This is a genomic window from Bradyrhizobium sp. 195 (assembly GCF_023101665.1).
Taxonomy (GTDB): Bacteria; Pseudomonadota; Alphaproteobacteria; order Rhizobiales; family Xanthobacteraceae; genus Bradyrhizobium.
This window is the reverse complement of the sequence record NZ_CP082161.1, coordinates 1,215,176-1,242,042: the sequence shown is the minus strand read 5'-3', so window position 1 is coordinate 1,242,042 and position 26,867 is coordinate 1,215,176. Positions and strand designations below refer to the sequence as shown.

General features: G+C 60.7%; 22 protein-coding genes and 5 pseudogenes. 2 read left to right on the top strand and 25 right to left on the bottom strand.

Annotated elements, in window-relative coordinates; genetic code table 11:
* Window positions 1-734: 734 nt before the first annotated feature.
* The 5 genes from IVB26_RS05785 to IVB26_RS05765 all read right to left on the bottom strand — a co-directional run bounded on the left by IVB26_RS05785 (window position 735) and on the right by IVB26_RS05765 (window position 3,256).
* Window positions 735-1,637 (bottom strand): replication initiator protein A, encoded by a 903-nt coding sequence (locus IVB26_RS05785; RefSeq protein ID WP_247970944.1) that lies wholly within the window; start codon window positions 1,635-1,637, stop codon window positions 735-737.
* A 3-nt stretch (window positions 1,638-1,640) separates the two neighbouring features.
* Window positions 1,641-1,919, bottom strand: coding sequence for a helix-turn-helix transcriptional regulator (locus tag IVB26_RS05780; protein WP_148742779.1), 279 nt, complete (start codon window positions 1,917-1,919; stop codon window positions 1,641-1,643).
* Window positions 1,920-2,043: 124 nt separating this feature from the next.
* The gene (locus tag IVB26_RS05775; protein WP_247970943.1) at window positions 2,044-2,574 is read right to left on the bottom strand and encodes a DUF2285 domain-containing protein; all 531 of its coding nucleotides are present in this window, start codon (window positions 2,572-2,574) and stop codon (window positions 2,044-2,046) included.
* 49 nt (window positions 2,575-2,623) lie between these two features.
* Window positions 2,624-2,755: a transcriptional regulator domain-containing protein gene (locus IVB26_RS05770; RefSeq protein WP_247973076.1), complete on the bottom strand. Its 132-nt coding sequence runs from the start codon at window positions 2,753-2,755 to the stop codon at window positions 2,624-2,626.
* Window positions 2,756-2,977: 222 nt separating this feature from the next.
* Window positions 2,978-3,256: a DNA -binding domain-containing protein gene (locus IVB26_RS05765; protein WP_247970942.1), complete on the bottom strand. Its 279-nt coding sequence runs from the start codon at window positions 3,254-3,256 to the stop codon at window positions 2,978-2,980.
* 160 nt (window positions 3,257-3,416) lie between these two features.
* Between IVB26_RS05765 and IVB26_RS05760 the strand changes: the two genes are divergently transcribed.
* Window positions 3,417-3,668, top strand: coding sequence for a helix-turn-helix domain-containing protein (locus tag IVB26_RS05760; protein WP_247970941.1), 252 nt, complete (start codon window positions 3,417-3,419; stop codon window positions 3,666-3,668).
* Between the two features lie 52 nt (window positions 3,669-3,720).
* Here the strand turns inward: IVB26_RS05760 and IVB26_RS43350 are convergent.
* The 17 genes and pseudogenes from IVB26_RS43350 to IVB26_RS05675 form a co-directional block, all read right to left on the bottom strand.
* A pseudogene (locus IVB26_RS43350) lies at window positions 3,721-3,870 on the bottom strand (DUF736 family protein); the annotation flags it as partial.
* A 196-nt stretch (window positions 3,871-4,066) separates the two neighbouring features.
* On the bottom strand, window positions 4,067-4,240 hold the full coding sequence (locus tag IVB26_RS05755) for a hypothetical protein (protein WP_247970940.1): 174 nt from the start codon (window positions 4,238-4,240) through the stop codon (window positions 4,067-4,069).
* Window positions 4,241-4,849: 609 nt separating this feature from the next.
* Window positions 4,850-5,044 carry a hypothetical protein gene (locus IVB26_RS05750; protein ID WP_247278034.1) on the bottom strand — a complete coding sequence of 65 codons (195 nt, stop codon included), beginning with the start codon at window positions 5,042-5,044 and terminating at the stop codon, window positions 4,850-4,852.
* A complete protein-coding gene (locus IVB26_RS05745; RefSeq protein ID WP_247970939.1) occupies window positions 5,041-5,850 on the bottom strand; it encodes a ferredoxin--NADP reductase in 810 nt (269 codons plus the stop codon). The genes IVB26_RS05750 and IVB26_RS05745 overlap by 4 nt, the downstream gene beginning before the upstream one ends.
* A gap of 894 nt (window positions 5,851-6,744) precedes the next feature.
* A pseudogene (locus tag IVB26_RS05740) lies at window positions 6,745-7,812 on the bottom strand (IS630 family transposase).
* A gap of 668 nt (window positions 7,813-8,480) precedes the next feature.
* On the bottom strand, window positions 8,481-8,801 hold the full coding sequence (locus IVB26_RS05735; protein ID WP_247970938.1) for a DUF736 domain-containing protein: 321 nt from the start codon (window positions 8,799-8,801) through the stop codon (window positions 8,481-8,483).
* 548 nt (window positions 8,802-9,349) lie between these two features.
* Window positions 9,350-9,829 carry a hypothetical protein gene (locus IVB26_RS05725; RefSeq protein ID WP_247970937.1) on the bottom strand — a complete coding sequence of 160 codons (480 nt, stop codon included), beginning with the start codon at window positions 9,827-9,829 and terminating at the stop codon, window positions 9,350-9,352.
* 133 nt (window positions 9,830-9,962) lie between these two features.
* On the bottom strand, window positions 9,963-10,886 hold the full coding sequence (locus IVB26_RS05720; RefSeq protein WP_247970936.1) for a DUF2493 domain-containing protein: 924 nt from the start codon (window positions 10,884-10,886) through the stop codon (window positions 9,963-9,965).
* Between the two features lie 330 nt (window positions 10,887-11,216).
* The gene (locus IVB26_RS05715) at window positions 11,217-12,278 is read right to left on the bottom strand and encodes a DUF7146 domain-containing protein (protein WP_247970935.1); all 1,062 of its coding nucleotides are present in this window, start codon (window positions 12,276-12,278) and stop codon (window positions 11,217-11,219) included.
* On the bottom strand, window positions 12,278-16,600 hold the full coding sequence (locus IVB26_RS05710) for a strawberry notch-like NTP hydrolase domain-containing protein (protein ID WP_247970934.1): 4,323 nt from the start codon (window positions 16,598-16,600) through the stop codon (window positions 12,278-12,280). Before IVB26_RS05710 ends, IVB26_RS05715 begins: the two co-directional genes overlap by 1 nt.
* Window positions 16,601-16,781: 181 nt before the next feature.
* Window positions 16,782-18,873 (bottom strand): annotated as a pseudogene (locus IVB26_RS05705) (ParB/RepB/Spo0J family partition protein).
* Window positions 18,874-18,948: 75 nt separating this feature from the next.
* Window positions 18,949-19,929, bottom strand: a complete 981-nt coding sequence (locus tag IVB26_RS05700) for an ArdC family protein (RefSeq protein WP_247970933.1) — start codon at window positions 19,927-19,929, stop codon at window positions 18,949-18,951.
* 716 nt (window positions 19,930-20,645) lie between these two features.
* Window positions 20,646-21,692 (bottom strand): IS110 family RNA-guided transposase, encoded by a 1,047-nt coding sequence (locus IVB26_RS05695; RefSeq protein ID WP_247973075.1) that lies wholly within the window; start codon window positions 21,690-21,692, stop codon window positions 20,646-20,648.
* Window positions 21,693-21,836: 144 nt separating this feature from the next.
* Window positions 21,837-22,019, bottom strand: a complete 183-nt coding sequence (locus IVB26_RS05690; protein ID WP_247970932.1) for a hypothetical protein — start codon at window positions 22,017-22,019, stop codon at window positions 21,837-21,839.
* A 251-nt stretch (window positions 22,020-22,270) separates the two neighbouring features.
* Window positions 22,271-22,606 carry a thermonuclease family protein gene (locus IVB26_RS05685; protein ID WP_458309322.1) on the bottom strand — a complete coding sequence of 112 codons (336 nt, stop codon included), beginning with the start codon at window positions 22,604-22,606 and terminating at the stop codon, window positions 22,271-22,273.
* 37 nt (window positions 22,607-22,643) lie between these two features.
* Complete coding sequence (locus IVB26_RS05680; protein ID WP_247970931.1) at window positions 22,644-22,994, bottom strand: hypothetical protein; 351 nt, start codon at window positions 22,992-22,994, stop codon at window positions 22,644-22,646.
* A gap of 69 nt (window positions 22,995-23,063) precedes the next feature.
* Window positions 23,064-23,246 (bottom strand): annotated as a pseudogene (locus IVB26_RS05675) (IS701 family transposase); the annotation flags it as partial.
* A 412-nt stretch (window positions 23,247-23,658) separates the two neighbouring features.
* Between IVB26_RS05675 and IVB26_RS05670 the strand changes: the two are divergent.
* Window positions 23,659-24,267, top strand: coding sequence for a hypothetical protein (locus IVB26_RS05670; RefSeq protein ID WP_247970930.1), 609 nt, complete (start codon window positions 23,659-23,661; stop codon window positions 24,265-24,267).
* Window positions 24,268-24,323: 56 nt separating this feature from the next.
* Here the strand turns inward: IVB26_RS05670 and IVB26_RS05665 are convergent, their stop codons facing one another.
* The 3 genes and pseudogenes from IVB26_RS05665 to IVB26_RS05655 all read right to left on the bottom strand — a co-directional run bounded on the left by IVB26_RS05665 (window position 24,324) and on the right by IVB26_RS05655 (window position 26,742).
* On the bottom strand, window positions 24,324-24,707 hold the full coding sequence (locus IVB26_RS05665; protein WP_247970929.1) for a hypothetical protein: 384 nt from the start codon (window positions 24,705-24,707) through the stop codon (window positions 24,324-24,326).
* 329 nt (window positions 24,708-25,036) lie between these two features.
* A pseudogene (locus tag IVB26_RS05660) lies at window positions 25,037-25,408 on the bottom strand (IS66 family transposase); the annotation flags it as partial.
* 215 nt (window positions 25,409-25,623) lie between these two features.
* Entirely contained in the window at window positions 25,624-26,742 is a 1,119-nt protein-coding gene (locus IVB26_RS05655) for a Fic family protein (protein ID WP_247970928.1), read from the bottom strand.
* Window positions 26,743-26,867: the final 125 nt, after the last annotated feature.

Genomic DNA, 26,867 nt, shown 5'->3' with positions numbered 1-26,867 from the left:
CGGCTGGCCAGGCAGAAGGGGCTGAAGCGCGCGGCGACCGCGGTGGCGGGCGCGCTCGCCGTGCTGCTGCACAAGATCTGGATCGATGGCAGGACCTTCCGGTTTGGCGCGGGCGTGAAGCGCGGCCGGCTCGCTGCGGTGGTCTGAGGGCCTCCGCGACCCGGCCGTTTCCACGAGCGGCTTCTTCCGCCACGGCGGAGCGGCGTCTCCCAACCAGACGGGGACTTGGGTGAGATCGCTACTTTTGCTGCCAGTGGCTTCATGCACACTTTTGAAGCCATCAAGCACGGCACTGGTTAGCCTGACCGCCCCTTCTTCAGATTCCGGCATGTGGTCGCGGCCGTGCCAACCACGGACCTTAGCGAGTTCTCCTCGACGCGCGAGCTGGCGCAACGGAAACGAACGAGCGTTACGCGGGAGTGACAACGATGCTGCTGATCGCGTGATTTTGCGCGCAATCGCGTCCGCGCGCGTGCGCTCGCGACAAGAATCGCATTGCAGGAAGGTCTTGCGCGTGAGAGAGTAAGCGCATGAGGCATCCTCGTTGCCCGCGCGGCTAACTTGTTCACAACGCACTGATTCACAACAAGACGTTAGTGTCAGTACGTTAGTAAAGTTAAGAGAGCTGGAAAGATTGGCGTCGCAGTGCTTTAGGTGTGATTTCGGTCCTCGATAGCACGCGGATCGGGTCCCCGATGGCACGAGACTTCCAGTCCCTGATAGCATGAGCGAATTCACAGCTTATCCCCCGCAGGGCTGATAAGGCCACGCTTTCGCAATCGCTGCGTAGGCGGATCGATCGGGACGGGTGCGAAATTCAATCGTCCTTCGCCATTCAGGTCGTGTGTGATAGCCAACCGATAGCCCGGCAAGGTCTGATGATGCACGATCTGACGCAGGTCATAGGCGAAGTGCTTCAGCGGCGAGAGGCTCCCGGACTTGGCATGCAGGTGCACGAGCCCGAAGCTCCAACCGCCATGCTGATGACCCCCGTGCTTGCGGACAAGGCGATAGAGCCAACGTTCCAGTCCACCGGTCAGATCGAAATACGCGCGGTCAATGGTCAGCACGAGCGATTCGTTTAGAACGCCCGTATAGAACCAATCGGGTAAGATCAACTCAATCCCACGGGCACGCCCGTGCACATCGCTTGTGTGCTTCCATTCGTTTATCCAGGAGAAGCGATGCCGCGACCGTTCTGTCGGTTGCCGGATTGAGGTCATCACGCTGGTTGATTGCAATCGATCGAGCGCAGCCTTGAGGCGGTCGTAGTCGCGTACGCTGGTGCCGCGGCCGACGAAGGTCAGGATCTCGTAGGGGGTGGTGGACATCAGGCGCGAGGTTTTCAACCCGGCATCGCGGGCCTGGACAATCTGTGAGGCAGCCCAGATCAGAACGTCCGCGTCCCAGATCGTGGCCAGGCCATGTTCCGCCACCGCTTCGACACGGATGGTGATGGTGCCTGCGCGGAAGTCGATCGGGACGATCCGCTTCGACTTTGCTAGCGAAAAGAACGGATACGCCATCAAGTCTTGCGCGTCACGTGCAGCGAGATCGCCAGGAAGCGCGCGAAACAGATCGAGTTGGTCGCGCTCTGACCGCCGCCTCCCGGCTGCAGTTGAGTTGCGGTCCGGCATAGGTCAGCGCCGCTCCTTGCCCGCATACGGAATCGGCGTGTGCCGTTTCGCGGGCAGGACTGTGCCTGCGCCAGGATCGCTGGTGGACGTTTTGGCGCCGCGGTCAACCCACGCCGTCAGGTCTTCGAGCGCATACACAACGCGGCCGCCCAGCTTCCGGTACGTCGGGCCTGTGCCATAGGTGCGGTGCTTTTCGAGGGTGCGACCGGACAGTCCGAGAAAGCGCGCCGCCTCGGGCGTGCGCAGGTATCGCGGCGGCAAGCCGGCGTTCGGATCGGGCATTTGCAAGGCTCCGTGGTCGTCTGGAGCGCGACCGGGTTCGGTCGCGCGTCGACGGTCACCATGACGGAGTAGGAGTGCTCAGGGGGATGCCGAAGATGGACCGATGGTTTTCAGCACCCCTGCTCTACTCCCTGCGAGATGAGGGATGCAGTAATGCGCGATAGCCGCCGCGCATCAGAGCCAAGCCGGCCTGCACCAGGCGGATGGTCCGGCTGCGCAGCTCATGGGTTTTCCAGGCGCGTTCAGGGATGCGTTTTCGGCCGAACAGCACTTCGGCAATGACCCGATAAGAAGCGCCATCCAAGTGCCCATCGAGCGCGCGTAGCGCCAAGGCCAATCGTTCGCGTCGCTGCGCCGAAAGCTGATAAAAGGGGGGTCCTGGGGCGCGGCCGGTGATAGCGCGCCACAACCGACGTGAAGCGTGCACGCGGATCTCGTAATCGCCGTCGAGCGGCAGTTCAGCCGCATAAGATACACCCAGCTGCGGCGCCTCTTTCAGCCACAGGTGATGTTGCGCCCCCTGAATCCGCAACACCGCATGCCAGCCGTCAGATGCCTGTCTGATGCTTGCCGATCCGAGATCGGCAAGCGGTAGCTCAAGGCCGATCGCTCGTGATGCTGACGCGCTGCGCACGACCGAGACGACGCTTGGCAAGGTCTCGGGCGCCCAGAAGATCGTCTGTTGGTAAAAGGACCGCTGCGGGTCATGAGCGAAAGCAGACGCCCCATCTCCTCCGGAATTCGGACGTCGCCTGCCCGCCTTTCGAGCGAGCTTCCCGAAAGGAAGCTCGATAGTTAGGACTGCGTCGGAGTGACTCCCAGGCGAAGTCCGGCATCTCCGCCGACTTGATGGCGTGCCGATACGCCTCGGGTGAGCGCCAGTCGAACTCAGACATTACTCTGATCCCCTGCCGTAAATCGATTGCCGCGAAATGTCTATAAAGCCGTGGGTTGTCGGGGAAGTCACCAAATGTGCATTGCGCGATGCGCGCAGGCGATCACGTTTTGAACGGGAGAAATCTGTTCTCGATTTGGAATTCGAGACGATAGAATCTTTGCTATTTATTGGCGCCGCCGCGAAGCAAGTCGCGGTAGCCGTGGTCTGCTATCCATTTTGCTCGCGCCAGATGGCTGTCAAATGCATTGCGGGCTCGCGCCGGTTCGCGATCCGGATCGATATGCAACACGATCAGGGCAACTTCTTTCCAGTGCGCGCCAACAGCCTCGGCATCGAGCAGGCGCCAGTAGGTCACCAGATGCTGCTCGTCATAGGAGGTGAGCACCGCATCGTTGGGCGCCAAATCCGCGACATCCGGGTCAAGCGGCGGTGTTTGCATCAAGAATCTCGCAAGAAAAACAATAAGAGTGCCCGCAGCCACGGTACGCTCAGCGGGCGTTAGCTGAAAGTCCGCTGGCCTCGCTCCCAAGGCGCTCACACTTGGGAATACATACTATAGGAGATAAACCCCATAGTATGTAAACCCGCAACTTGCGCTGATGGACATGCGCAAGTTGGTGGGGCGGAATTTCGCTAAGTTCCGGAAGCAAAAAGGCTTCACGCAGGAGAAATTCTCCGAGGCGTCCGGCTTTACTCAGCAATACATCAGCGATTTAGAGCGTGGTCGGCGCAATCCCACGGTAGTGACGCTGTTCGAACTCGCGAGCACACTAGGCGTTAGCCACGTCGATCTCGTGTTGCCTGATGAGGAATTCTGCAAAGAGCGAACCAAGGCGCCGAAGCACAAATGAGAGGACTTCGGCCAGACGCTTGTTTCCAGTTGCTCGGCAGTTGCTGCATGGCTCGAACACGAAGCTCCGCCAGGGTGTAGCCTTCGCCGCCTTCGTCATCGAATAGGTTCGCGCATGTCGGCGCGTCGAGGGGGATCGTCAAGCTCGTGTGAGAGGTATTCGCGCTTCCTTCGGAGCGCGTTGACCACACTGCGCCTATCTTGCGATCATATTGCGCACCAAATAGCAAGATTATGAGCCGTTTACCCGGCAATTCTTCTATGAGGACCCGGAAATTAGGGCTTCAAGACCATGCTCATAATAGGCTGCCTAAAGGCGGGCTTTACCATTCCAACACAGCCTCCGCCCGAGGATTGATCAACGAGTGCTAAGCGGTCGGGCCGGCCCGGCGCTATCATTCACAGGCGTCGACCTCCTCCACCGGGAATTTCTCGGCGTCCAGCTACAGCCTGTTCTTCGCCTTTTCCAGCTCCCATGTGACTCACGTAGTCTTCGAACGTGCTCGAGGAGCTGATCTGCGTGTCGATCAACAGCCGCAGCTCGTGCCTGAACTGATACTTGCTGACGGTCATTCGCCTTTTCCTACTATTGCTGGGTTCAGGTACGAGATCCAACTTCTCGGGCTGGCGCGTTGAACAGTTTGGGAAGGTGACGAACTGCAAGCTACATTGCGGTTGGTGCCAAGAAGAGTCAGCGCAAGGCCAACAATAGCAGAAATCCCGCCCGCAATGAGGCCGCACTCAATTGAAATCGCCCAGCCTTGTCTCGCCAAATCCGCATAAGAGGAGATGACTTTGGTGCAACTCCATGTTCCCGGCTGGCCCCGTAGCGGATTCCGTTCGATCGCTCCGCCATTCTTTCGCTTTGGCGCGCGCAATCTATGAAAAAACGTACCCGATGCTCTCTCATCCGCGGTTAAGAGAAAGCTCAAGATTGGTCCCTGTTAGAAGTTGACCAATGCTGCACGACAGGGACAACTGGACAAGCAAAGCGTAGTGAGGCCGCAAGTTGAGGCAAAAAGTCACGGTCACGGTTGAAGATTAGTCCTCATATGCACCGCGCTTCCGACTGAAAATTGAGAGCCCGGCCCGATGAGCGCAAGGATGGACCGCTCCCCGCCGCCCACAGCGAGGGAGCACGCTGCTGGGAAACAGCGCGCTACTTCGGCGTCGCTCACAGACTCATGAGCGTTCCGACTTTCCGCCCCCGACGCTCTTTACGACGTTGCGTAAGACGATTTCAGAAAGCTGCACAACCTGCCGTTTGAGAAACACAACCAGCTGTGTGAGACGAAGAATTTCTTGCTTGCAGCGTTCTAGCTCGCGCTCTTCGTCTGTCATCGTCGACGCTTCATGGCGATTTGTACTTGTCGTCATGGTTCACTGCCCTCCTTCTCCGAGACGAACCTATTTCGTTCTGCGAACTCCTTTTCGAACACGAATTGCGCCGGCTTGCCTTGATTCCCTTCGACAAACCCCTTCGCCACCAATAGCTCGCGGGCGTCGCGCACCAAGCCGGGGCTGCCACAGATCATGATGCGGTCATGCTGAGGCTCCAGTTCCGGCAGTTCGATCTCCGCAAACAGCTTGCCTGAAACAATCAGATCGGTGGCCCGGCCGCGGTTACAGAAGCGATCGCGCGTCACGGTCGGATAATAGATCAGCTGGTAGCGCACGAAGTCGCCGACCAGTTCGTCGCACGGCAGTTTTTCCGTGATCATCTCGCCATAGGCGAGCTCGGCGACGCGGCGGCAGCCATGCAGCAGCACGACATTCTCGAATCGCAAATAGGTTTCGGGATCCTTGATGACGCTCAGGAACGGCGCAAGCCCGGTGCCGGTGCCGATCAGATACAGATTGCGCCCGTCCTCGAGGTTATCGATGACCAGCGTCCCCGTCGCCGTGCGGCTGACGATGATCTCGTCACCCTCCTTCAGATGCTGCAGACGCGAGGTTAAGGGACCATCCGGTGCCTTGATCGAGAAGAATTCCAACCGGTTCTCGTAATGAGCGCTGGCGAGGCTGTAGGCCCGCAGCAGCGGCTTCTCGTCGACCTTGCACCCGATCATCGTGAATTCACCGCTACGGAAGCAGAACGACGGATTCCGGGTCGTGGTGAAGCTGAAGAGATTGTCGGTCCAGTGACGGACGCTCAGTACTTTTTCCTGGCTGAACTTGCTCATCTCACCGTCCCGGCGAAACTAAGGCATGATCCGAATCCACGGGCCGCGTTCGCGCAAAGTTTGCACCAGTTTTCCGAATGATCATACCACAAGCACCAGATGATGCTCTCGATGAAGTAGAGTCGGACCGATAGCTTCGCGCCCACAACCGCTTTGTCTTTCATTGGAAGATCGGCCTGTGCGCCTCCTGTAGCGATCAATCAGGCGCTGCCCATTCACGTAGATTATCCAACCGCTTTACTCTTCCGCCCGCCACCTCCCAGATGAACTTTCCCCAGTTCACGCGGGCCGGTAGGCTGGCTTTGCCAGCTCACTCCCGGCCGAGTGGCCGTGCCCCTCCTCGAGCAGACGCAGTGCCAGATTTGGGCGAATTTTCTCCGACAAACACAGTACATAGCGAACAAACAATCTCGTTTCGTACCTGAGTGTGCTGTCTCGGCTTCAGTGGAGCGTTTCGTACAAAATACCTCTTCCATCTCGCCTGGACCTTGCGCTCAGTTACAACGCTATTGAAACGGGAACCCCAACGAGGATCGACGCTCCGAGATATCAATCCCCTGAACATGATTCTTTCGACCGCGCGTGATTGCTCAAGCTGACTGTAACAACTCTGCGATTCTGCTTAATGCAATGAGGCGCGTGTTCACGGCTAAATCCTGCATCTTGGCCACCTTCTGCGATGGATTTCACGCCGCACATGGTCCCGAACTTTCCCGGACAGCGGCCTTGTCATGACGGCACATGCTCGGTCCGATGCAGATAGCCGCGTGCTTTCAGCCTCCCTCAAGCAAGGACCGAAGCGGAAGCACAAGAGACATGGGCACGGACTTCAAGGTCTGCATCGAGCGGCAGTTCGGCGGAATAGAAGGCCCTGTCCTGAACAAGATCGCAACATCACATTGTGTTTGTCGGGGCATTGTACCGGTAGAAGCGTTCGATGAATGGAAGGATGTGATCGGCGGACTTCCTCCATCGGGACGGTTTGGGATCGGCGTTGTGTCGATCAATAAACGAAGTGATGTCTGCCCGGAGGGCGGCGACGCTGCGCCCGCCTGATCTTTTTATCCGGGAGGAGAACGAAGAAAGGCCCGACCTGGTTGAGCCATGACGAACTGGTCGGGGTCAGGTGCACGTGCCAGCGCGGTCTTTTAGCCATCCATCATTGGATCAGTGCGGACTTATGCGTGGCGTAATTGTCCATGACGAGATGGACCTTGAGTTCGCGCGGCACAGCGGCCTCGATCTCGTCGAGGAACTGACGGAATTTGGCAGCACGGCGAACTCGCTAGCACTTCGCCGTTGGCTCGTGCTGTCGCAATGTCGAGAGCGGCGAACAGCGATGTGGTGCCATGTCTTCTGTAGTCATCCTTCCTTCGGGCCGGCTGGCCGGGACGCATCGGCAGCATGGTGGCTGCGGTCCAGCGCCCGGATTGGGACTTCTCATCCACGCATAGAACGACACCGAGCTCCGGCGGCCGGACGTAAAGGCCCACAGCGTCGCGCACTTTGGCCATGAAGTTTGGATCGTGGAGAGTTTGAAGGTCTCCGTCCGGTGCGGCTGGAGCCCGAAGGCCGGCCAGATGCGTTGCACGGTCGACACCGACAGGCCGCTGGCCTTCGCCATGCCGCGGGAACTCCGATGGATGGCGTTCTCAGGGCAACTCTCCAATGTCCTCACGATCGCGGCTTCGATGCGGGCATCCTCAACCGTACGCGGCGCCCGAAGCGTGGCTCGTCTTGCAGCCCGTCCACGCGCCGCTCCACAAAACGCCGCCGCCTACCCTCGATCCGTCAAGGCCCAGCTTGGCCGCCACTTCCTTGTTCTGACCGCCTTCCGCGCAGGTCAGCACGATTCGCGCTCGCAGCGCCAGCACCAGAACCGTCTTCCGCCGCGTCGTCAGCGACTTGTTCGGCACGAACTTCATCGCTCAATGTCAGGGAGGCAAGTTGCCGGAGCGCCATCACATTCTCCGTCCCTGCTACATCCTCCATCTTGGCACAGCGATGCAAATCTAATGCAAATCTACGATTGCGGACTTGTGGCTCGGGACACCGGCCGCGGCGCATTTTTGAACCAAAGCTGATGTTGCTCTCCCTGAATGCGCACTACAGCACACCAACGGTCGGGTGCCTGTCTGTTGCTGCCCGATGCAAGATCAGCAGACGGTTGCGCAGCGGCGAGGCAGACGCGCTCCGCACGACTGGCACCAGCATCGGCAAGGCATCGGTTCCCCAAGAGCCACGTGCCTACAGTGTCGGCAGTGACCACTCATATATGGTGGCCTCGAGAGGCATTCTGAGAACCGGAGAATTGATGTTTCTCGACTGGCTGGCCGACACGCTGGGTGTTCACTTATGCCGAAGGCTCTGTTCAGCCACCCAGAGGAGCCGACAACACCGAAGGACTTCGCCTAAGGGTCGCAAGCCGGCGAGCCACGCTCCAAGAAGAAATAGCACTGCTGCGTAAGAGCAACTTTATGACCACCCAGATCGGTAGTGGCACTGCGAGCTCTAGAAGGCGAAATCACGAAAATCGACTGCGCCGATGCAGCGGCGCAGCGTTGATGTTTTCGACTTTAGGCTCCAAAAGGAACCCGCCCGATCAACTCGGGCGGGCTTTAGAGCGAGTCTCACTCGCCGTTCTTGCGCGGCCGCGACCAGAGCAGGGTGTACCCCTCGCCGCTTTCGTCATCGAACAGGTTCGCGTAGATCGGTGCGTTGAAGGAGGGATCGTCGAGCTTGAGCGAGAGGTAGTCGCGGCCCTCCTCGGAGCGCTTCGACCAGGCTGCCCCGATCTCCGCCCGGCCCACGTAGATGCGGTGGCTGGGCGCGTTGTCGCTGGAGCGGTTGGTTTCGGCGACGATGCGGACGCCCTTGGTCTGAAGGCTCAGGGTGACGATTTCGCCGTGAAACTCGTTACCGACCTTCTTGAATGAACCGATGTTAGCCATGTTACTTCTCCTGTTTGTGTTTCGAGCCCGCGACCATCGCGGCCTCGATGGCGATCTGAAGCCGAAGACGATCGGCGACGCACCCGCGGTCTACGGGCCGGAGCGCAGCGGAGGACGCCGTTGTGGCGACTTTCTTGTCTCGCGAGGAATGGGCGAAGCCCAGGGGAAGAAAGTCGCATCAACGGCGTTGCGGCTCAGACGATCGAGGCGCAGCCGGTCTTGGGCCAGATCAAGCCATCAAAGAGGCCACGTGCGTCGCGTGCTGAACCGCAATCTTAAGGAGAAGACGTGGCGTATCTCGGTTCTTCTAAGCAAGAGCGGCGAACGATCCGGCGTAGAAAGAGAAACAATCTGCTGCAAAGGGCGGTGTCCTCTTCGAAGGAATGATCAAGGGCACGCCGCACCGCTGCAGCTACGTGGGTTGGGCCGAGATGGACGCGGATTGGTCAAGCCACTCCGAGAAGGACTGGCTCCCCGCTCGCGTCCCGATGATCCCTCCTTCAACGCACCGATCTACGCGAACCTGTTCAATGATGAAGGCGCAAGGGTCATCCCTTGCGGATAGTGGCCGTAAAAACTGGCTGGGACCGCTCCACCGCCCGACCTGACTCGAGCGGGCGGGTCTTCGCCAAAACTCTCAAGCGCGTCCATGCCGCGCCGCCAATGCAAACCGCACCTACGCAAGCGAAGGCCTCGCGCCAAGCCAGCGAAGCCCCCCCGATCTGCGAAAGCGCAAACACCGCTTGATAGCCGGCGATTGCCGCAGGGACGGCAAATGCGCTTGCGATCGCGACGCGCAAAGTCAAGGACTGACTAGCAGCGATGGCGACCTGACCAGCGGCAAGCGTCAGCGCGCCAGAAGCAATTCCGATGAGCAGTGCGTCGAAAACGCCCGCGCCATCACGAAATGCCAACATCCCGATGCTGAGTGCGACGAAAAACGGCAAGGCATAGACCGCCAGCGCAAAAATCAGCCAGCAGAATAAACCGATGCCGAGTGTGTTGAGCACAAGCCCAAAGGCGAGCATGGCGGTGGCTCCAATGCATAGATGTACTGGTCGCGCCTTCCACCACCACCGCGGCACGGCTTCGGACCTAAAATCGAAACGAGGCGGAGTTGCGGCGTGCAACTCCACCCTGGCGTCTTTGAGGCGACGGCGCTCACGCCCCGCCGAACCTCCAGACGGAGATGCCGAGCCGCTTCGCCTTGTCAGCTAGATTGTCTTGAATTCCCGTGCCCGGAAAGTGCATGACGCCGATCGGCAGGAGCTCGAGCATGGCGTCGTTGCGCTTGAAGGGTGCCGCCTTGGCGTGCTTGGTCCAGTCGGGCTTGAAGGCGATCTGCGGTACCTTGCGATTGATCGCCCATTTGGAGGCGATCAGTTCGGCGCCTTTCGGCGAGCCGCCATGGAGCAGGACCATGTCGAGATGCTTGGCGTGAACCTTGTCGAGGCGATCCCAGATGAGGTGGTGGTCGTTGAAGTCGAGCCCGCCGGTGAGTGCGATCTTGGGTCCTGGCGGCACCAGGACCTCGGTCTCGGCGCGGCGTTTCGCTGCGATGAAGTCGCGGGAGTCGATCATTGCCGCGGTGAGCGTGCGGTGGTTGACCAGTGATCCCGACCGCGGACGCCAGGAGGAACCGGTGTGGATCTCAAATCGCTCGATGGCTTGGTCGCGGAAGAGCTCCAGGCAATTGCGGCGCTCGATCAGCGTGATGCCTTCGGCCGTCAGGCGCTCGAGTTCGACCGATCGCACTTCTGAGCCGTTCTGCTCGCGCTGGCTCTTGTGCTGCGCCTGTTCGTTGTCATCGAGCTGCCGTTCGATGCGATCGACGGCCCGATGGAACAGGTTGACGGTCGACCAGAGCAGATCGTCAAGGTCCGGCTCAAGCCGCGTGTCGCTCAACGTCGCAACAAGGGCGTCAAAGATATCGACCACGCCGCCCACGATCATCTTGCCCTCGGGGAGCGGTCTTAGATCGGGCTGGTCGTCGAAGGGACGATAGCCGAACAGCTGTAATTCGGTGAGGACGTGGTCGGTCGGAGATGTGGCGTGCGGCGGTTCGATGTCGTCATGGTCGGTCATGGGAAGAGGTCCTTTGCCGGATCGGCCGCGACCATCGCGGCCTTCGTGGCGATCCTCTGACGGCAGGCGGAACGGGCCAGAACCCGAAAGGGCCGAAGCGGCAGCGGAGGATGGCGGAGGCCGGCTATTTTGCTTCGCGATGCAAAGCGCGCGGCCAACCGTATGATGTGTCTTCACATCGCTGGCGCGCGGCGGAAAATAGCCGGACGCAGCCATTGCCGGCCCGGGCCGCTTGCCGTCCGATCGCCCTCTAGAAGGCCGAGGTCGCGTCCTTTTCCGGTATTGGCCTCGCCTATGACCGACCTGGCAGCATCGATCGGACACCGGGAGCTATTCTGCGACCGCCATCGAGGAATGCAGAAAGCGAACGACGTCCTCTGGCGCGAGCTGAAGCCGCAAGGCTGTTCGGAGGGCATCGGGACCGAAGATGTGCAGATCCTCGTTGAAGTCCCCCAACCGGGGCAGCAGCGCGATCGCTTCAATACCGGCGTCTGCTGCGCGCTGGGTGAGAATAGCCTGTACCGTGTCCCCGGCGGCATCGGCATCGCGGGCGATGTAGAGCCGGCGCAGGCCAGACGGCAGCAACATGGCCGAGAGGTGATTGGCCGAAAGCGCAGCGGCCATCGGCATCGTCGGCAGCACGTAGCGCAACGACAGCATGGTCTCGATCCCCTCGCCGGCAGCGAGCACGTCGTCCGCAACGCCGAAGCGGACGGCGTTACCGAGCAGGTCGCCCATGGCGCGTCGCGGCGTGTCGACCGGGGCCTTGCCGAGCCGAATGCGATCAAAGCCGTCCGGATCGAGCCACGTGCGGTGTGCACCGGTGATCCTGCCTTCGAGATCCGTGACGCAAGCGATCATCGCCGGCCAGGTTTCAGTCGGCAGATTGTCGTCCGGACGATAGTAGCAGCGTGGGTGGAAGCGAAGGCTGCCCCCATGGTGGATGCGGACTATCCCACGATGCCGCAAATAGGTTTCGACCACCGTGCCTTCGATGGGGCTGGATATCGCGAGGAGCCGTCGGGCGGATTCCTGCGACCCGATCGGAATGAGCGAACGAACGGGTTTCGGCGCCGGTTGCTGCTCTGAACGAGGCAGCCTTAGAAACCGCCTCGCTTCCTCGGCGACCTCGCGGAAGTCTCGCAGACCCAGGCTTTTGCGGATGATGTCGAGGAGGTCGCCATGTTCTCCCGTCGCCGCATCGGTCCACTTGCCAGGCGGCCGCTTCGGCGATCCCTGGAGCCGCACGAACAGTGAGCGGCCCGGCGTGTTGTGGACGTCGCCAACCAGCCAGTACCGCCCTGCCCGTTTGCCGTGGGAGAGATAATGCCGGCACACCGCCTCGGCGTCGCGCGCGAGGCGGCGTGCCAGGTCGCTAGCATCGCGGGGCATCAGGCGGCCTCCCGTTCGCTGATGCGCGCGACCGGATAGTGGTCGAGCACCTTCGACAAGACCTCACGACCGCTTGCATCCGCAGGCACGAACATGCGCAGCTTCCAGGAGATGATCTCTCCAAAGAGGCCGTAGGCCCGCAAGCGATCACGCATGGTGTCGTTGAAGCCCGCCAGTTCGATGCGGTGTGCGCCCATCACCCGGACACGGCGAAGCTGGAGCCCCTCCGTAAGCTCGAGGACGGTCCGTCCCTCCATCAGCGCGGCAAAGGCAGTGTCCGGCGTCAACGCCGGCGCGTCCGTCGCGAGGGCGTTCGCGACCCAGGAGGCCGACACCTTGCGGCCGATGACGCGTTCGCCCGCATCGGTCTGGAGCCGGTAGACGCGGGTCGATTCGTTCGGTAGCCGCTTCCAGATCGGGAGCAGCAAGCCAGCCACGATTTGGATCGTGCTGTCCGTGTACTCGGGGACCTCGTCAAGCTCTGCCAGCCATGCCGCGGCGAAGCGCTCACGATCTGCTTCCACCCAGTGGCTCTCTGCCATCATGTTCAAGGGAACGTTATGCTGCTCCATCGGCCGGATCAGGCGGACGCGCCGCTCGATCTCGCCGTCGTTGAGCATGGCACTCGCCGCCGCGACCTGCACGGCGGCTCGTCCCGAGCGCTCATTGATTAGCAGGACGGAATGGTGATCGGAGACGCGAGCAAGAGCATCATCCAGGCTCACTGGATGATTACGCTGGTGTTGGGTGACCGTGAGAAGCCGGGTTTCGGCGCCAGTGCCGGCATGGACGTAAATCGTGCGCCGGTCGGTGACGAAAAAGCTCTCGGCGCGGAGCGTTTCCAGCCCGAGGTCATAGGTGCCTGAGGCAACCGCGCCTTCGATCCGAGTGGCCAGGAGCTGCTCGAAGACGGTGAACAGGATATTCTGAAGCTCGATCGTGAGCGCCAGCAACCTGTTCAGGAAAGTCGTGATCGGCGGCAAGTCGTCCCTGAGCCCGTTGGCATCCGTGAGCTTCAAGCCGGTCGCATCCTCGAACCGCCCGATCGAGCAGCCCTCGACCTTGCCGCGCGCCAGCAGCGTGTAGAGTTGGCGCAACGCGTCGCGGCCATACTGGCTTTCGAGATTGTCTTCGGGCCGAAACAGGCCCTGCCCTCCGGTCTGGCGCTGGCCACGCGTGATCGCTCCCAACGTATCGAGCCGGCGCGCAATGGTGCTGAGGAAGCGCTTTTCGGCCGTCACGTCCGTCGCGATGGGACGAAACAGCGGCGGCTGCGCCTGGTTGGTCCGGTTGGTGCGGCCGAGCCCCTGGATCGCGGCGTCCGCCTTCCAGCCAGGCTCGAGCAGATAGTGGACCCGCAGGCGGCGATTCCGCGCTGACAGCTCAGCATGGTAGCTCCTCCCCGTGCCGCCCGCGTCGGAGAACACGAGGATCCGCTTGACGTCGTCCATGAACGCCGAGGTCTCGGCGAGGTTGGCCGAACCGGCACGGTTTTCGACCACCAGCCGGTCGGCCTTGCGAACGATGCGACGTGAGCGGCCGGTCACCTCCGCGACCATGTCAGCGCCGAACTGCTGGACGACCTGGTCCAGCGCTCCCCGGACCGGCGGCAGCGAGGCGAGCTTCTCAATGAGGCGGTCGCGGCGAGCGACCGCTTCCCGGCTCTCGACCGGCTGTCCGTCACGATAGACAGGCCGGGAGCAGAGATTGCCATCCGGGTCCGTGAAGGGCTCGTAGAGCTGGACCGGAAAGGAATGGGCGAGATAGTCAAGGACATACTCGCGTGGGGTGATGTCGACCTGGACGTCGCCCCAGTCCTCCGTTGGTATCGCGGCGAGCCGGCGCTCCATCAGCGCCTCGCCGGTCGAGACAATCTGGATGACGGCGGCGTGGCCGGATTCGAGGTCGCGCTCGATCGAGCGGATCAAGGACGGCGCTTTCATTGAGGTCAGGAGGTGGCCAAAAAAGCGCTGCTTGGCGCTCTCGAAGGCGGATCGCGCGGCCGATTTGGCCTGGCCGTTCAGCGTGCCGGTCTCGCCTGTGATATTCGCAGCCCGCATTGCCGCATCGAGATTGTTATGGATGACGCTGAACGCACCGGCGTAGGCGTCATATATCCGTACTTGCTCTGGCGTGAGCTGGTGCTCGATGAGTTCATACGCGACGCCCTCGTAAGATAGAGACCTCGCCGCGTAGAGACCGAGCGCCTTGAGGTCGCGCGCGAGCACCTCCATCGCCGCGACGCCGCCCTCCTCGATCGCCTCGACGAACTCGGCGCGGGTAGCGAACGGGAAATCTGTACCTCCCCACAAACCCAACCGCTGAGCGTAAGCCAGATTGTGCACCGTGGTGGCACCGGTCGCCGAGACATAGACGACGCGGGCATCCGGCAACGCGTGCTGGAGCCTCAAGCCAGCACGCCCCTGCTGAGAGGCCGCCTGATCGCCACGCTCGCCCTTCTGGCCTGCCGCGTTCTGCATCGCGTGGCTCTCGTCGAAGACGATTACTCCATTGAAATCGGAGCCCAACCATTCGACGATTTGCTGAACGCGCGAAAGCTTCTCGCCGCGCTCGTCGGTGCGCAGCGTAGCGTAGGTGGTGAATAGGACGCCTTCCGAAAGCCGGATCGGCGTGCCCTGGCGGAAACGTGACAGCGGCGTCACGAGCAGCCGCTCCATGCCGAGTGCGGCCCAGTCGCGCTGCGCATCCTCGATCAGCTTGTCAGATTTACTGATCCAGACCGCCCGGCGGCGGCCCTTGAGCCAGTTGTCGAGCAGGATGCCGGCGATCTGTCGCCCCTTGCCCGCGCCGGTGCCATCGCCCAAGAACCAGCCGCGACGAAAGCGGACGGCGTTTTCTGCATCGTCGCGCGCGGCCGCTACAACGTCGAAGGTCACATCGACCGTCCACGAGCCCGCGAGAAACTCGGAATGCGCCTGGCCGGCATAGACGACGCTCTCGAGCTGGCCGTCGGACAGGATGCCATCCGCCACGAGATTGACCGGCAAATGTGGCCGGTAAGACGGCTTCGGCGGCGCGACCGAGGCCATCGCAGCGGACTGCACGAGTTTTGTCGGATGCGCATGCGCGTCCGGGATACGGATCGCCTGCAGTGCATATTCCTCATAAAGCGCGTCGGTCAATCGAGGGCTTTCCGGAGGTGTCCACTCGACCGTCCCGTAGATGAGCTCGACGCCCTCTGGCGCACTATCTCCCGAAGGGGACGATGGGCTGGGTGTAAAGGCGCCGGCCGGCCGCGACGTCGCAGGGCGCTTGATGACGTCGACCACGACGGGGGTGGCGACTGGCAGCCTTGGAGGCACATGCTGGATCACCCAGTCGAGCAAGGTGGCGACATCGTCCGCCATGCCCAGCGAGGCCGCAAAGACCTTCGGATCTGCGGCAGCCTGCTTGTCGATCACAAGGAGCCTGATGTCGGTCTGCGTTCCGTGCTTCGCGTAGACCGCGCCATCGATGGCGGCAGAAAACACCACCCGCCCGCGCTGCTGGAGGCGAACGAAGGCAGCTCGCCATGCCGGATCGTCAGGCGCAAGACTTGCGCCTGTGATGGCAACCAGACGTCCACCCTCGCAAAGACGCGCCAAGGCTGAGGCGATGTGCCGGAGCGCCGCGTCCGCCATCCGTCGGTCGACATTCGCCAATGCCGAGAACGGCGGGTTCATCAGGGCGACGCTCGGTACGACACCCGCATCGAGGTGATCATCGATCTGGGCGGCGTCGAACCGCGTGACCTTAACGTTGGCGAACAGTTGATCGAGCAACGCCGCGCGGGCCTCCGCCAGCTCGTTCAACACCAAGGCGCCGCCGGCAAGCTCGGCAAAGATGGCGAGCAAGCCGGTCCCCGCTGAGGGCTCCAGAACGCGGTCGGTCGGTGTGATGCCGGCCGCGGTGCATGCGGCGAGCCCAAGCGGGATCGGCGTCGAGAATTGTTGAAGGGCTTGGCTGTCCTCGGAGCGCCGCGTGTGGGTCGGCAGATAGCACGCGATTCTCGCGAGCACCGGCAGCATCGCGGCCGTCGAGCCGGCCTTGACGCGGATGGCCGGGCCGAACTTGCGAAGGAACAGAACGGTTGCCGCCTCGCAGACGTCATAGTCGGTCTTCCAGCTCCAGGCGCCAATGGCGTCGGAACCGCCGAAGGCAGCTTCCATGGCGCTACGCAGGACAGCGGCATCGATGCGACGTCCGCGCTCGAGATCGATCGCGAGCTGTCGCGCGGCCCTGACGGCGGCGGAGGTGAAAGTTGCAGCGGCGCGCATCGAGAGCGGCGCGGCGGCAGCGCCGCCGGCGAGAGATTCGGTCATGACAGGTTCTTTCGGAGAGCAGGAATGGGTCGAACCATCAGGCGCTCTCTTTAAAGCCTGACGATTCAAACCCTTCCCGGCCCGACTCTCCCTCTCAGTCCCACCATAAAAGTGGGGACCGGCGCGAGACACCGGTCCCCAAGCAAATCGCGGGAACGGCCGGAGCCGTCCTTCTACGACGTCATTCAGCCGCGTCGACCTGTTGCGGATCATCGTCGCCCGCGTTCTCCTCGTCCTCGCCGAGGAATTCGGGCAGCGAGCCCGCTTCACTTTCCTCCATTGACGACGAGGTGGTGTCTGCGAGACGCAGCGGCTCCGGCAACCAACCCGAACCATCGAGAAGACGCTCGGCCTCTTTGGCCATGTCGGCCTTCTTCAGATGGTCGATCAATTGGGCGGACGATTCGCCTCTTGCTTCCCGCACTGCCTCCAGAATGCGAGACTTGGACCCGGCCGAGATAGTTGTCGACGAGGGCTTCCACCCCGCTTGAGCCATGTCGAGGCCGACGGCGCGCGCAAGCACATCAGCCTGGTCAAGTCGCGTGCGAACGCCGTGAGCCGAGAGGCGGCCCTGATTGTAGCGGTTGGCCGGCTCATAGACGGCGTTGACCGCAAACGACGCACAGTGAGCGAACAGGGATGCCTGTGCGACGCCGTCGAGAGCTGTGAGTGCATTCCAGAAATCGTTCTCGCCCTTCGGCAACCGTGCCTTCCAGGATTCATGCCGCGTCTCAACGGCCTTCGCGGACGCGCTTTCCGGGCGCTTGAGCAGGGAAGGTCGGCGTGCGAAGTCCGATCTCAAGGCAGCTTCCGGACGATGCGAACCGGTAAAAGGCCATCAGCACGAAGTTGTGCAGCACCGCCTGGAACGCAATCGCAGGATTTTCTGCCAGCGCATCCCGCAATGCCAGCGTGCGATGTGCTGTCAATTCGGTGATGAGCCGATCCGGCAGAGGTTTCGTCGCGTCCTCATCATCTTCTCCGGGATCAGCAGCGCCGCCGGCCACGATGACCGTGCGCTGGACGGAAGCACCACCCGCCTGCCGCTCGATCGACTGTGTATCGCCGTCCTGCCCGACGTCAGGATCAGTTGCCGACAGGTCGTCCTCCGGCCGGACATAACCCGGTCCACCGAGAGGCGCCCTTCGGAATCGATACTGACGAAGACGCCAGCCCGGGTGATCTCAGCCGGATCGTAAATCATCGGCCGGTCTTCGAACGCGACCAGTGCCGCCTCGATTTCGCCGAGACGTTGATCGACCTCATCGGGCAACTCGTCGGCATCCTGATAATCGGATTCAAGCTTGGCTTGCTCGGCGTTGAGTGCGTCGATGGTGGTCTGCTCCTCTGGGGAGAGATCGACAGGTTTGCCGTCCAGCTCGCGCAGGCCATCCGTGCGGCCGTAGGGGAACTCCACGGCGACCGAAATCCACTTCCAGCCTTCGGCTGCAATCGTCTCAGCCTCGGCTTTGAGCTTTTCCGTCACGAGACGGTCGAGCAAAGCAACGTCCTGAAGCCAGCCGCCATCATCGTGCTCGAACAGATCCCGCAAAACGCCGCCACCGCCTGCTCGTGAGCATCCAGGCCAATGAACTGCACGCGGCGATCGGATGCGCGCACGGTATTTTCCGTGAGCATTCGCCGGATCTGATAGGGCTCGTCATAGCCGGATCGGCTGACATTCTCCCAGACCTGCTCCTGTCTGGCGTGGTCGGCCGTAACAGAGAAAGCCATGAGCTGCTCGAGGGTCATGCCGTCTTCGGCATAGACGTCGTGCAGCTTTGGGGACACGGATGCCAGCCGCAGCCGTTGCTTCACGATGGCCGGTGTCACGAAATGCCGAGCCGCGATATCCTCGTCGGATAACCCGGCGCCACTCAAGGTCTGAAAGGCTCGGAACTGATCGAGCGGATGAAGCCCTACCCGCTCGTCATTCTCTGCGAGCGAGTCGTCTTCAGCGATGCCCCCTCGCGCACGACACAAGGAACGACTTGCGTCTTTGCCATGCGCTTCTGCTTCACCAGAAGCTCCAGCGCGCGATAGCGCCGGCCACCTGCCGGCACCTCGAACATGCCGGTCTCATTGCCTTCGGCGTCCACGACCGCCCGCACGTTGAGACTTTGCAGCAGCGTGCCCTGCGCGATGCTTTCGGCGAGTTGCTCGATCGAAACGCCCGCCTTCACATGCCGGACGTTGGACTGGCTGAGGACCAGTTTGTTGAACGGAATGTCTCGTGAGGGGGACAGCGTGATCTTTTGGACAGCCTTCGTCATATCGATTCTCCACGACGGGCAGCCGGGAGCCTCTCTCTCGGCCTCCAACCCGTCGCGGAAAACGACCCCGCCCTCTCACTCTCGTGCCGCGGCCACCGAGCAGAGCCTCACGCCGCCTGCTGGGTCCTCCGGCATATCGACAGCGGGTTCTGGGAGAAAGCCAAGGAGATAGTCCGCGACCTTGCTGGCGTGGGAAGCGGCCCGGATAATTGCACGATTGTCCTCGCGCATGACTTCAAGCCACGAGCCGATATAGTCGGCGTGCCGGACCGTGGGCACGACACCGAGCGACGCACAACCGAACGCAGAGGCGATTTCCGCAACCAACTCCTCAAAGGCATACTTCTTGGTCCCAAAGCTGCCCGACAAGTCGCGGTTGAGACGTGACGGATGACCGCTGGCATGCGCCAGCTCATGCAAGGCCGTTCGATGCCAATTGATCAGTTCGAAATAGGCCTGCGGTGGCGGCACCTGCACATAATCTTCTGCCGGCACATAGAAGGCCCGGTTACCGCCGATGCGGAAGTCGATGCCGGTCGCCTTGATCAGGTTTTCGACGCGTGGCTCGATCAGACCTGGGGGCGGAGGCGGCGCGGTCGTCGCGATCTCTGGAGGGAGGCCGTCGCACTGATCGGCGTTAAAGACGCTAAAGCGCTTGAGGAATGGAACAGCTTGTGCCTCCTCGCCGGTCTCGTGTGCGCGGCGCTGTTCGTCGACTGGGACAAACCGGTCGGCATAGACGATGGTCGTGCCGCGCTCGCCCTTGCGGACGTGACCACCGAGCGACAGCGCCTGGCGGAAGGTAAGCCAGCTCTGACCTGTGAATCCGTGTTCGATCGCCGCACCCCAGAGAACTAAAATGTTAATGCCGCTATATTGACGGCCGGTCGCTGCGTTTTTCGGCATGGCCAAAGGCGCCTTCGCCGCCGCGGTGCCCCAAGGCTGCGCCCACGGCACGCGGCCGGCCTCCAGCTCGGCGATGATCTTGTCGGTGATTTCGTCATAAAGGCTTGTCCGGTCCTCACCGGTGCACGCCCGAGGATGATGTCTGGACATCGTGGATCTCCGCGACGGACGCCGCGAGCCTCTCTCGCAGCCCGTAACCCATCACGGCAAAACCGCGCGACACTCTTACTCTCAGCCTCTCAGCGAGAGAGTGCGAAATCTGCGACGCAGCCCGCCTTCCGCCAAGTCTTCATTTGATTTGGCATTGAGATGCCTAATTTAGGGCCGCAGGCCCCGACCAGGCGTGCGCCAAAGGCGCATCGCCTCTACGGGAAATGGCACCCGGAGAGCGTGAGCATAGCGACCCGAAGGGGCACGCGGGTCCGAGTGCAGCGACGAGAACGGTTAACAGCGGCACCCGGGACAGGGGCAGTGATAGCGATCGCCGAAGGCGAGCCCCTTTCCCGAGTGCCCCCGGCGAGGAGCTCCGCAGTGTTTGCGCGAGGGATCGACGCCGCACGGCCGAGACGCAAAGCGGCTCGGTTCATATGTGGACGGCCCCCGACTTGCAAGGATTGGCTTGGGCAGCATGCTCGGATCGCTTGCGCTCATATGTCCGGCCTACGATTGGGTCTGCGACCACTGGCCAAGATGGGCTTCGCGAACAGTGAGATCCAAACACGAGAACGGCATTTGCTGCCGGTGAACCGAGCGGAAACTCTCCCTGTTCGGCTTGCGCCGATCACACCACCTCTTCCTATCCTGCAAGTTCCAGCCTTAGCGTCAGACCTGCGGTGCTGACGCCAAACTTTGCATTTCGTTCATGCCTATATCGGTGTTGCCATTGGAACTGCCTTGCCAATGGGTCGATAGCGCTCCCCGCTGATCATCAATTTCCAAGCGATCCGAGCCATCTTGTTGGCCAATGCTACCGCGACGAGTTTTGGTGGCTTCCGCGCGATTAAAGCTTTTAACCAAGGCCACATCCTACTGCCGCCCCGGCGTAGGTCGCCGATGACCGCGGTAGCGCCTGCGACTAAGACGCTTCTTAGCATCTCATCACCGGCGCGCGTGATAACACCGAGCCGGTTCTTGCCTGCCGTTGAGTGGTTTTTTGGCGTCAAGCCGAGCCAGGCCGCAAAGTTTCTTGCCGACTTGAAGCCGCGCGCGTCTACGACCTTTATTGATAGCAAAGTCGCGCCGATCGGACCAACTCCTGGAATAGCCGCCAGTCGTCGGCTCATCTCGTTACCCCGATGGAGTTGCATGAGCTTTTTGTCGAGCGTGGCGATCTGATCATCAACACGTGCCAGTTCGGTCGCCAACGCCTCCACCAACTCCATTGCCAATTCGGGGACTGTCGCGTCGGCCCGAATATCGATCAGCAATTGCTGAAGCCGCGAAAGCCCCTTGGGCGCGGTAAAGCCGAACTCTGCGGCGTAACCGCGGATCGAATTGGCGAGCTGGGCGCGCCTACCGATGAACTGGGTACGCACGCGCGTCAGCATCTGTGCGCCCTGTTGCTCGGGACTTTTGATCGGCACAAAGTTCTTGCGCAATTTGGGTCGACTCGCCGCCTCGCAAATCGCCTCGGCGTCCGCAGCGTCGGACTTCCCGCGCTGTACGTACGGTTTGACATATTGCGGCGGGATCATCGCCACCTCATGCCCCAGCGATCGCAGCTCCCGCGCCCAATAGTGCGATGCTCCGCAAGCCTCCATCGCGACAAACGCAGGCGGCAAACGACCGAAGAACGCCAGAACCTGACTGCGTTTCAGCTTACGTCGCAAGACCGGCTGCTCCATCCGGTCAACGCCATGCAATTGAAATACGCTCTTTGACGTGTCCAAACCGATGCAAACAATTGTTTCCACGGGCGGCTCCTTCTTTGAGGTCATCGACGACCCCATCCTGCCACGCAGACCGGCGGAAGGGGGCCGTCCACCCCAACACGAGAGCCCGATGCGGCGGAGCCGCACGCGCGCAAGCAGAAGACACTAAGGCTTAAGTCGGGGGACCTAGATTTCCTCGCGCGCATGCGTCTGGGCGTCATAGATCCTGATCTGAAGCATGGGAAAACGCTTCTTTAGTTCTTCTCCGCCTGCCCTGGCACCGTCTCTGGTTGCAAATTCGGCTTTGAACCGGCCGTCGACTTCAAGCGCGTAACCAGAGGCCGGCAATTCACGGGTGACTGCAACCATTTCATTCCCATTGTGCAGTGAGGTGATTGGGAATGATGGGTAGCGTGAGTCGCCCAAACCGCACCAGAGCCACCTGCCCAAGTGCGGTGATAGGCCAACACACGTTGTGGATCGGCATCTCTCCGGGATCGCATCAAGGATGGGCATTTGCATCATCCGAGCAGGTGGCCGGCTTTCCACTTGCCCGGATGCATGCACGATAGAGCCACGGCTCGACGTAGCTGCCCTTCCAGAGTCCCTGGCCGGTACGCTCAGCCTCGCGCTGAGCTTCGCGATATCTGCCCTTCGAGTATTGAGGCCAATCCAACGCAAGGCCCTTGTGCGGTGCGGCCATACGGGTCGAGGCTGAATGGAACACATTTGACGGGACGGCCGGCAATGAAGGCGTCAAGGTCGTTCGCGGCCTGCGCACCGCAACGATATTGCAAGCTGTCTTCGCCGCGACACAGCTGACTGCTCTCCGGTGCATCGATGCCCCAAAGCCGGATACGCGCTCCATGCATTTCCAACGTGTCGCCGTCGATCACGCTGGCCTGTCCGACAAAATCGACGGCCAGCGCCACGCTCGACAGAATGGCGAGAATCAAAGCGACAGAGGTTCGATGCATTCCAAGGACCTTGTAGCTACCGCAAATCTCGCAGATCGGATTTCGACCAGTTCTCGAGTGGTTTCAGCGCCGGCAGGTTCTCTGGCCGCTCGGGATAGTGAAACTCTGTGCCGCGCAGCCAGTCGTCATGCGCGACGCAGACAAGGAAGGCAAGATTGCTGCGCGGCTGGTTTTGCACAAAGCTACGGCTCTGCCCCGACGATTTGGAATCCCTGCTCTCTGTTAGCAGCCGGAACGAATCGAGGGTTGCAAAGATTCGTCCCGCGCGGAGGAGCGATCTAGCATTACAGTTGCCGTTTTGCTTTGAGATGCGCGCGCTGAGCGGCAGCCTGGTGAGCTCTGCGCCAGAATGACCATGCGATGACATGCGCGGGTTCGATCCGCTTTCGAGCAAGCCTGATGGCGATGCGGCGGATTTCCTGGATTGACCAACGGATCAGCGGCGGCGTGGGTGTGCTTTGGCTTTTGCCGGGGGGCGAGGTTTGGTTTTTTTGGGCGGTGGCGGATTGGCGCGATGGCGGATCGCCGCCATCATGGCGAAGGCGAGCATCACCAGGGACACGTGGCGATGCCAGCCATGCCAGGACCTGCTCTCGTTGTGATCGAGCCCGAACTCGCTCATCACTCCGACATGCTTTCGCATCAAATTGTGCTCGGCAATGAAATTGGCCGAATATGCGGTCGAATTCCCATACTACCCATGCTGTGCCCCGAATGCGGGCTGTAGCGAGCCCACAAGGGGGCCCCGACGGCTTATGGACGCGCGAGGCTCACCCAGAGCAGTGTGATTGCGGCAACGACGATGTCCATTGGCGCCATATTTCCGCATTGCATATTATTGAGCGTTATCTCGGTGCTCCGGAGACATTTGGCTGAGATACCGTGGGCATCCAGATCTTCCCTGCACGGGCGATGGAGCGCTTCGATGAGGGGCAGCGAGCCGCGCTCAGAACTGCAATGAATGAGCTGAAACCATGTGATATGCTTGAATGGGGCAACCAACTGGCCACAGTCGGGCTACGGATGATTTTGTGCAGACGATAAATTCAGCGGCCGATCGGGTTTTTCGCACCTATGCGCAACATTGTCTTGAACCGGATGAAGACACGCTTTTCGGATATCTCGACGCACTTCACAGCTTTAACGACAAGTTGCGAAAGGCCGGAAAAGGAGACCTGTTCGGCTTCGCCGATTTCATGGCGCTGAAAGCACTTCGCAATCTGTTTCACCACGAAATGGAATTGTTGCATGAGATAAAAATCATTCCCGCGGAGAGGTTGCCGCTCATCGTGATCGATTACGGTATCGTATGCCTCGTTGATCGCTCCGTCGTGGAGCGCGCAATACAACGGGAAAAGCCGGAACAGCGCGACGCCATCAGGGGAGCGTTCAAATGGTACGGCACCGTCGTCAATATTCAGCCATGTGTTTTCAATGGATCGGTCGACGTATTCGAGGCGGTTCAATCAGCCGACTTAACGCCGGAATCCGAGGCTTATCAGGAGTTTGAATCAAGCTATCGCGATGAGGAGTGTAACGGGCACCCCCATCGCGTTACCGGAGAGATTTCATGCGCTGCGGGCTCGGTGGAAACCGTCTTACAGGAAGTCTTCCGGCAAAAGCCCATTGGGCGAAACTGAAGTAAGGTCTGCCCGAATTTCTCTGAGGGCAATTACCCAATGTTGGTTTGCCCAAACTATGGAATGAACTCCTCGTGAATTGTCACGGGCAGTTGCGTGTAACCAGCCGCTACAGAGGCATAGTACCGATGGAAGCCGTTATGGACTTTGTATCGATAACGGCCTGAGCCTTCGACCGGGTTGAGTTCGACAGGTGGCAACGCACACTCCGGCGACATGAGTGCAAACAGGACCGGCACCATCTTATACTTCCTGAACAAAGGCGTGGTCGCGTTACGTCGCGGTGGCTCGATCTGATCGAGCGGGACAAGTTCGCAATCCGGAGTATTCGGCGGAAAGAACCCGCCGCCGGATATTCTAAATTCATCCATGCCGGCGAAGAGCCACCAATCGTCAGGAATTTCAAACTCTACACCCGGATGCGGCGTTTGGAATTTCATTATGGGAACAACCATTCGTAAAGGAGCTGACTTAAAGCTATAATTCGCAGAGTGATTAATGTATCTTACGGAAATTAAATCATTGAGGCACGAAGCTCGCGACGCTCGCCGCAGGCCAATTATAGCCGGCCATGCTTCTGGCAGTCCGCTGCTTTATCGAAATCAGCAGCTCATGAATCTTGTACGGCTTTGAGAGCGTAAGCTCTCGGTATCGCTTGGACCATTTGTAAAACCCGCCAGCCGACATTTCTTGTACGCATACGACGAGGACCGCCTGATTGACGCATGCGCGCGGGCACGGCGAGCTCTATGATGGCGTTGCGTGAAGGTCAGGCGGCCTGCTGACCGGCGGGCTTGTCGGCTTGGCGCAGGAGCTTCCATTCCCAGGGCAGCAGTTCGTGCAGACGCGACGCGGGAAGATCGGCGATATGGGCGAGGACGTCGGCGAGCCAGGCCTTGGGATCGACGTCGTTGAGGCGACAGGTCGTGATCATCGTCAGCATGATGGCGGCACGGTCGGCGCCACGCTGGCTGCCGGCGAAGGTCCAGTTGCGCCTTCCCAATGCGATGCCCCTCAATGCGCGCTCAGCGCAATTGTTGGTCAAGCAGATCCTGCCATCGTCGAGGAAGCGGGCGAAGTCGTCCCAGCGCCTGAGCATGTAGTTCATAGGCTTCAGGACCTCGGAGGAGCGCCGGGAACTTCCTCGCCGATTTTTCTTCGAGTTGCCAGTCATGCCCCAGCTGCGCCCTCCAGAATATCCGATCTTCTTCAATTTGACGATGCGGTCGGAGCAGGTATCCAGCTCGAAGGAAACGCTCACTCTTCTCGGAGCGAATAAAGCGGGAGTGGCGCGAGGATTCAGACCGGAAAAGCCAAAAACTGTCCCAGCCTTCAAAAGTCTCAGTTGTGTGCGGATCAGTCATTGGTCTTGATCTCCGTGAGCGAGTAGCTTGTATTGCGGCCACCCCCCTCGTCCTTCACCAGCATGCCGTGTTCGACCAGTTCACTGATGTCGCGTAGCGCCGTATCGGCCGAGCATTTTTCGATCTTCGCGTATTTGGACGATGTCAGCTTGCCCTCGAATCCGTCGAGGAGACGATTGAGAATATCGCGCTGACGCTTGTTGAGCGGCGCCTGTGCGTAGTTCTTCCAGAACTCTGCTTTGTGGAAGACATTCGCCAGAACCGCTTCAGCGCCGTCAAACGCCCGATCGAGGCATGCGAGAAACCATTCAAGCCATGAGGTGACATCGAGGTCTCGCTTCTGCGTTGCTTCAAGCATGTCGTAATAGGCGTTTCGTTCCAGCCGGATCTGTGCCGACATGCTGTAGAAACGTTGCGGGCTGTCTTCTGATCGCGCGAGCGACATGTCGGCAATCGCGCGTGCAATGCGTCCATTGCCATCATCGAAGGGATGGATGGTCACGAACCACAAATGCGCGAGCGCAGCTTTGATAACGGGATCAAGTTTATCATCCGCGTTGTACCAGACGAGAAAGGCCTTCATGTCGTGATCGAGCCGGTCGGCGCCGGGCGCTTCGTAATGGACCTTTTCGCGACCATATGGACCGGAGAGAACCTGCATAGGACCGGATGCCGCGTCCCGCCATGCGCCGACTTTGATCTTGCTCAAGCCGCTGCGTCCGGTCGGAAAGAGCGCGCCATGCCAGCCGAATAACCGCTCGTCCGTGAGCGGCTCTTTGAAACGCTGCGTGGCGTCGAGCATCATCTCGACGACGCCGTCGACGTTGCGGTCGGCGGCCGGAAGCGCGCCGACATCCATCCCCAAGCGCCGGGCGATGGAAGACCGGACTTGATCCTTGTCTAGAATCTCGCCTTCAATCTCACTGGATTTAAGAACGTCCTCGGTCAGAGTTTTTAAGACCGCCTCTTCCCGCAAAGGAAAGCCAAGCGCCTGCATGCGGCCGATGAGCCGTCCCTGCCGGTGACGTACTGCAGCAAGTTGTTGAGCCAGAGCCTCGGAGCTCCATCGGAAATCGGGCCAGTCTGTTTGTTCGTAGATGTATTTCGGCATTCTCCGCACCTCTTGCGGTGATTATGGGAGCTATTCGCCGCATCTGCAAGTTTATTCTCCGCAAATTCTGCGGTGAATAATGGGCTCAATCTCCGTATTTGACATTGTCAGACTTTTATGGTATA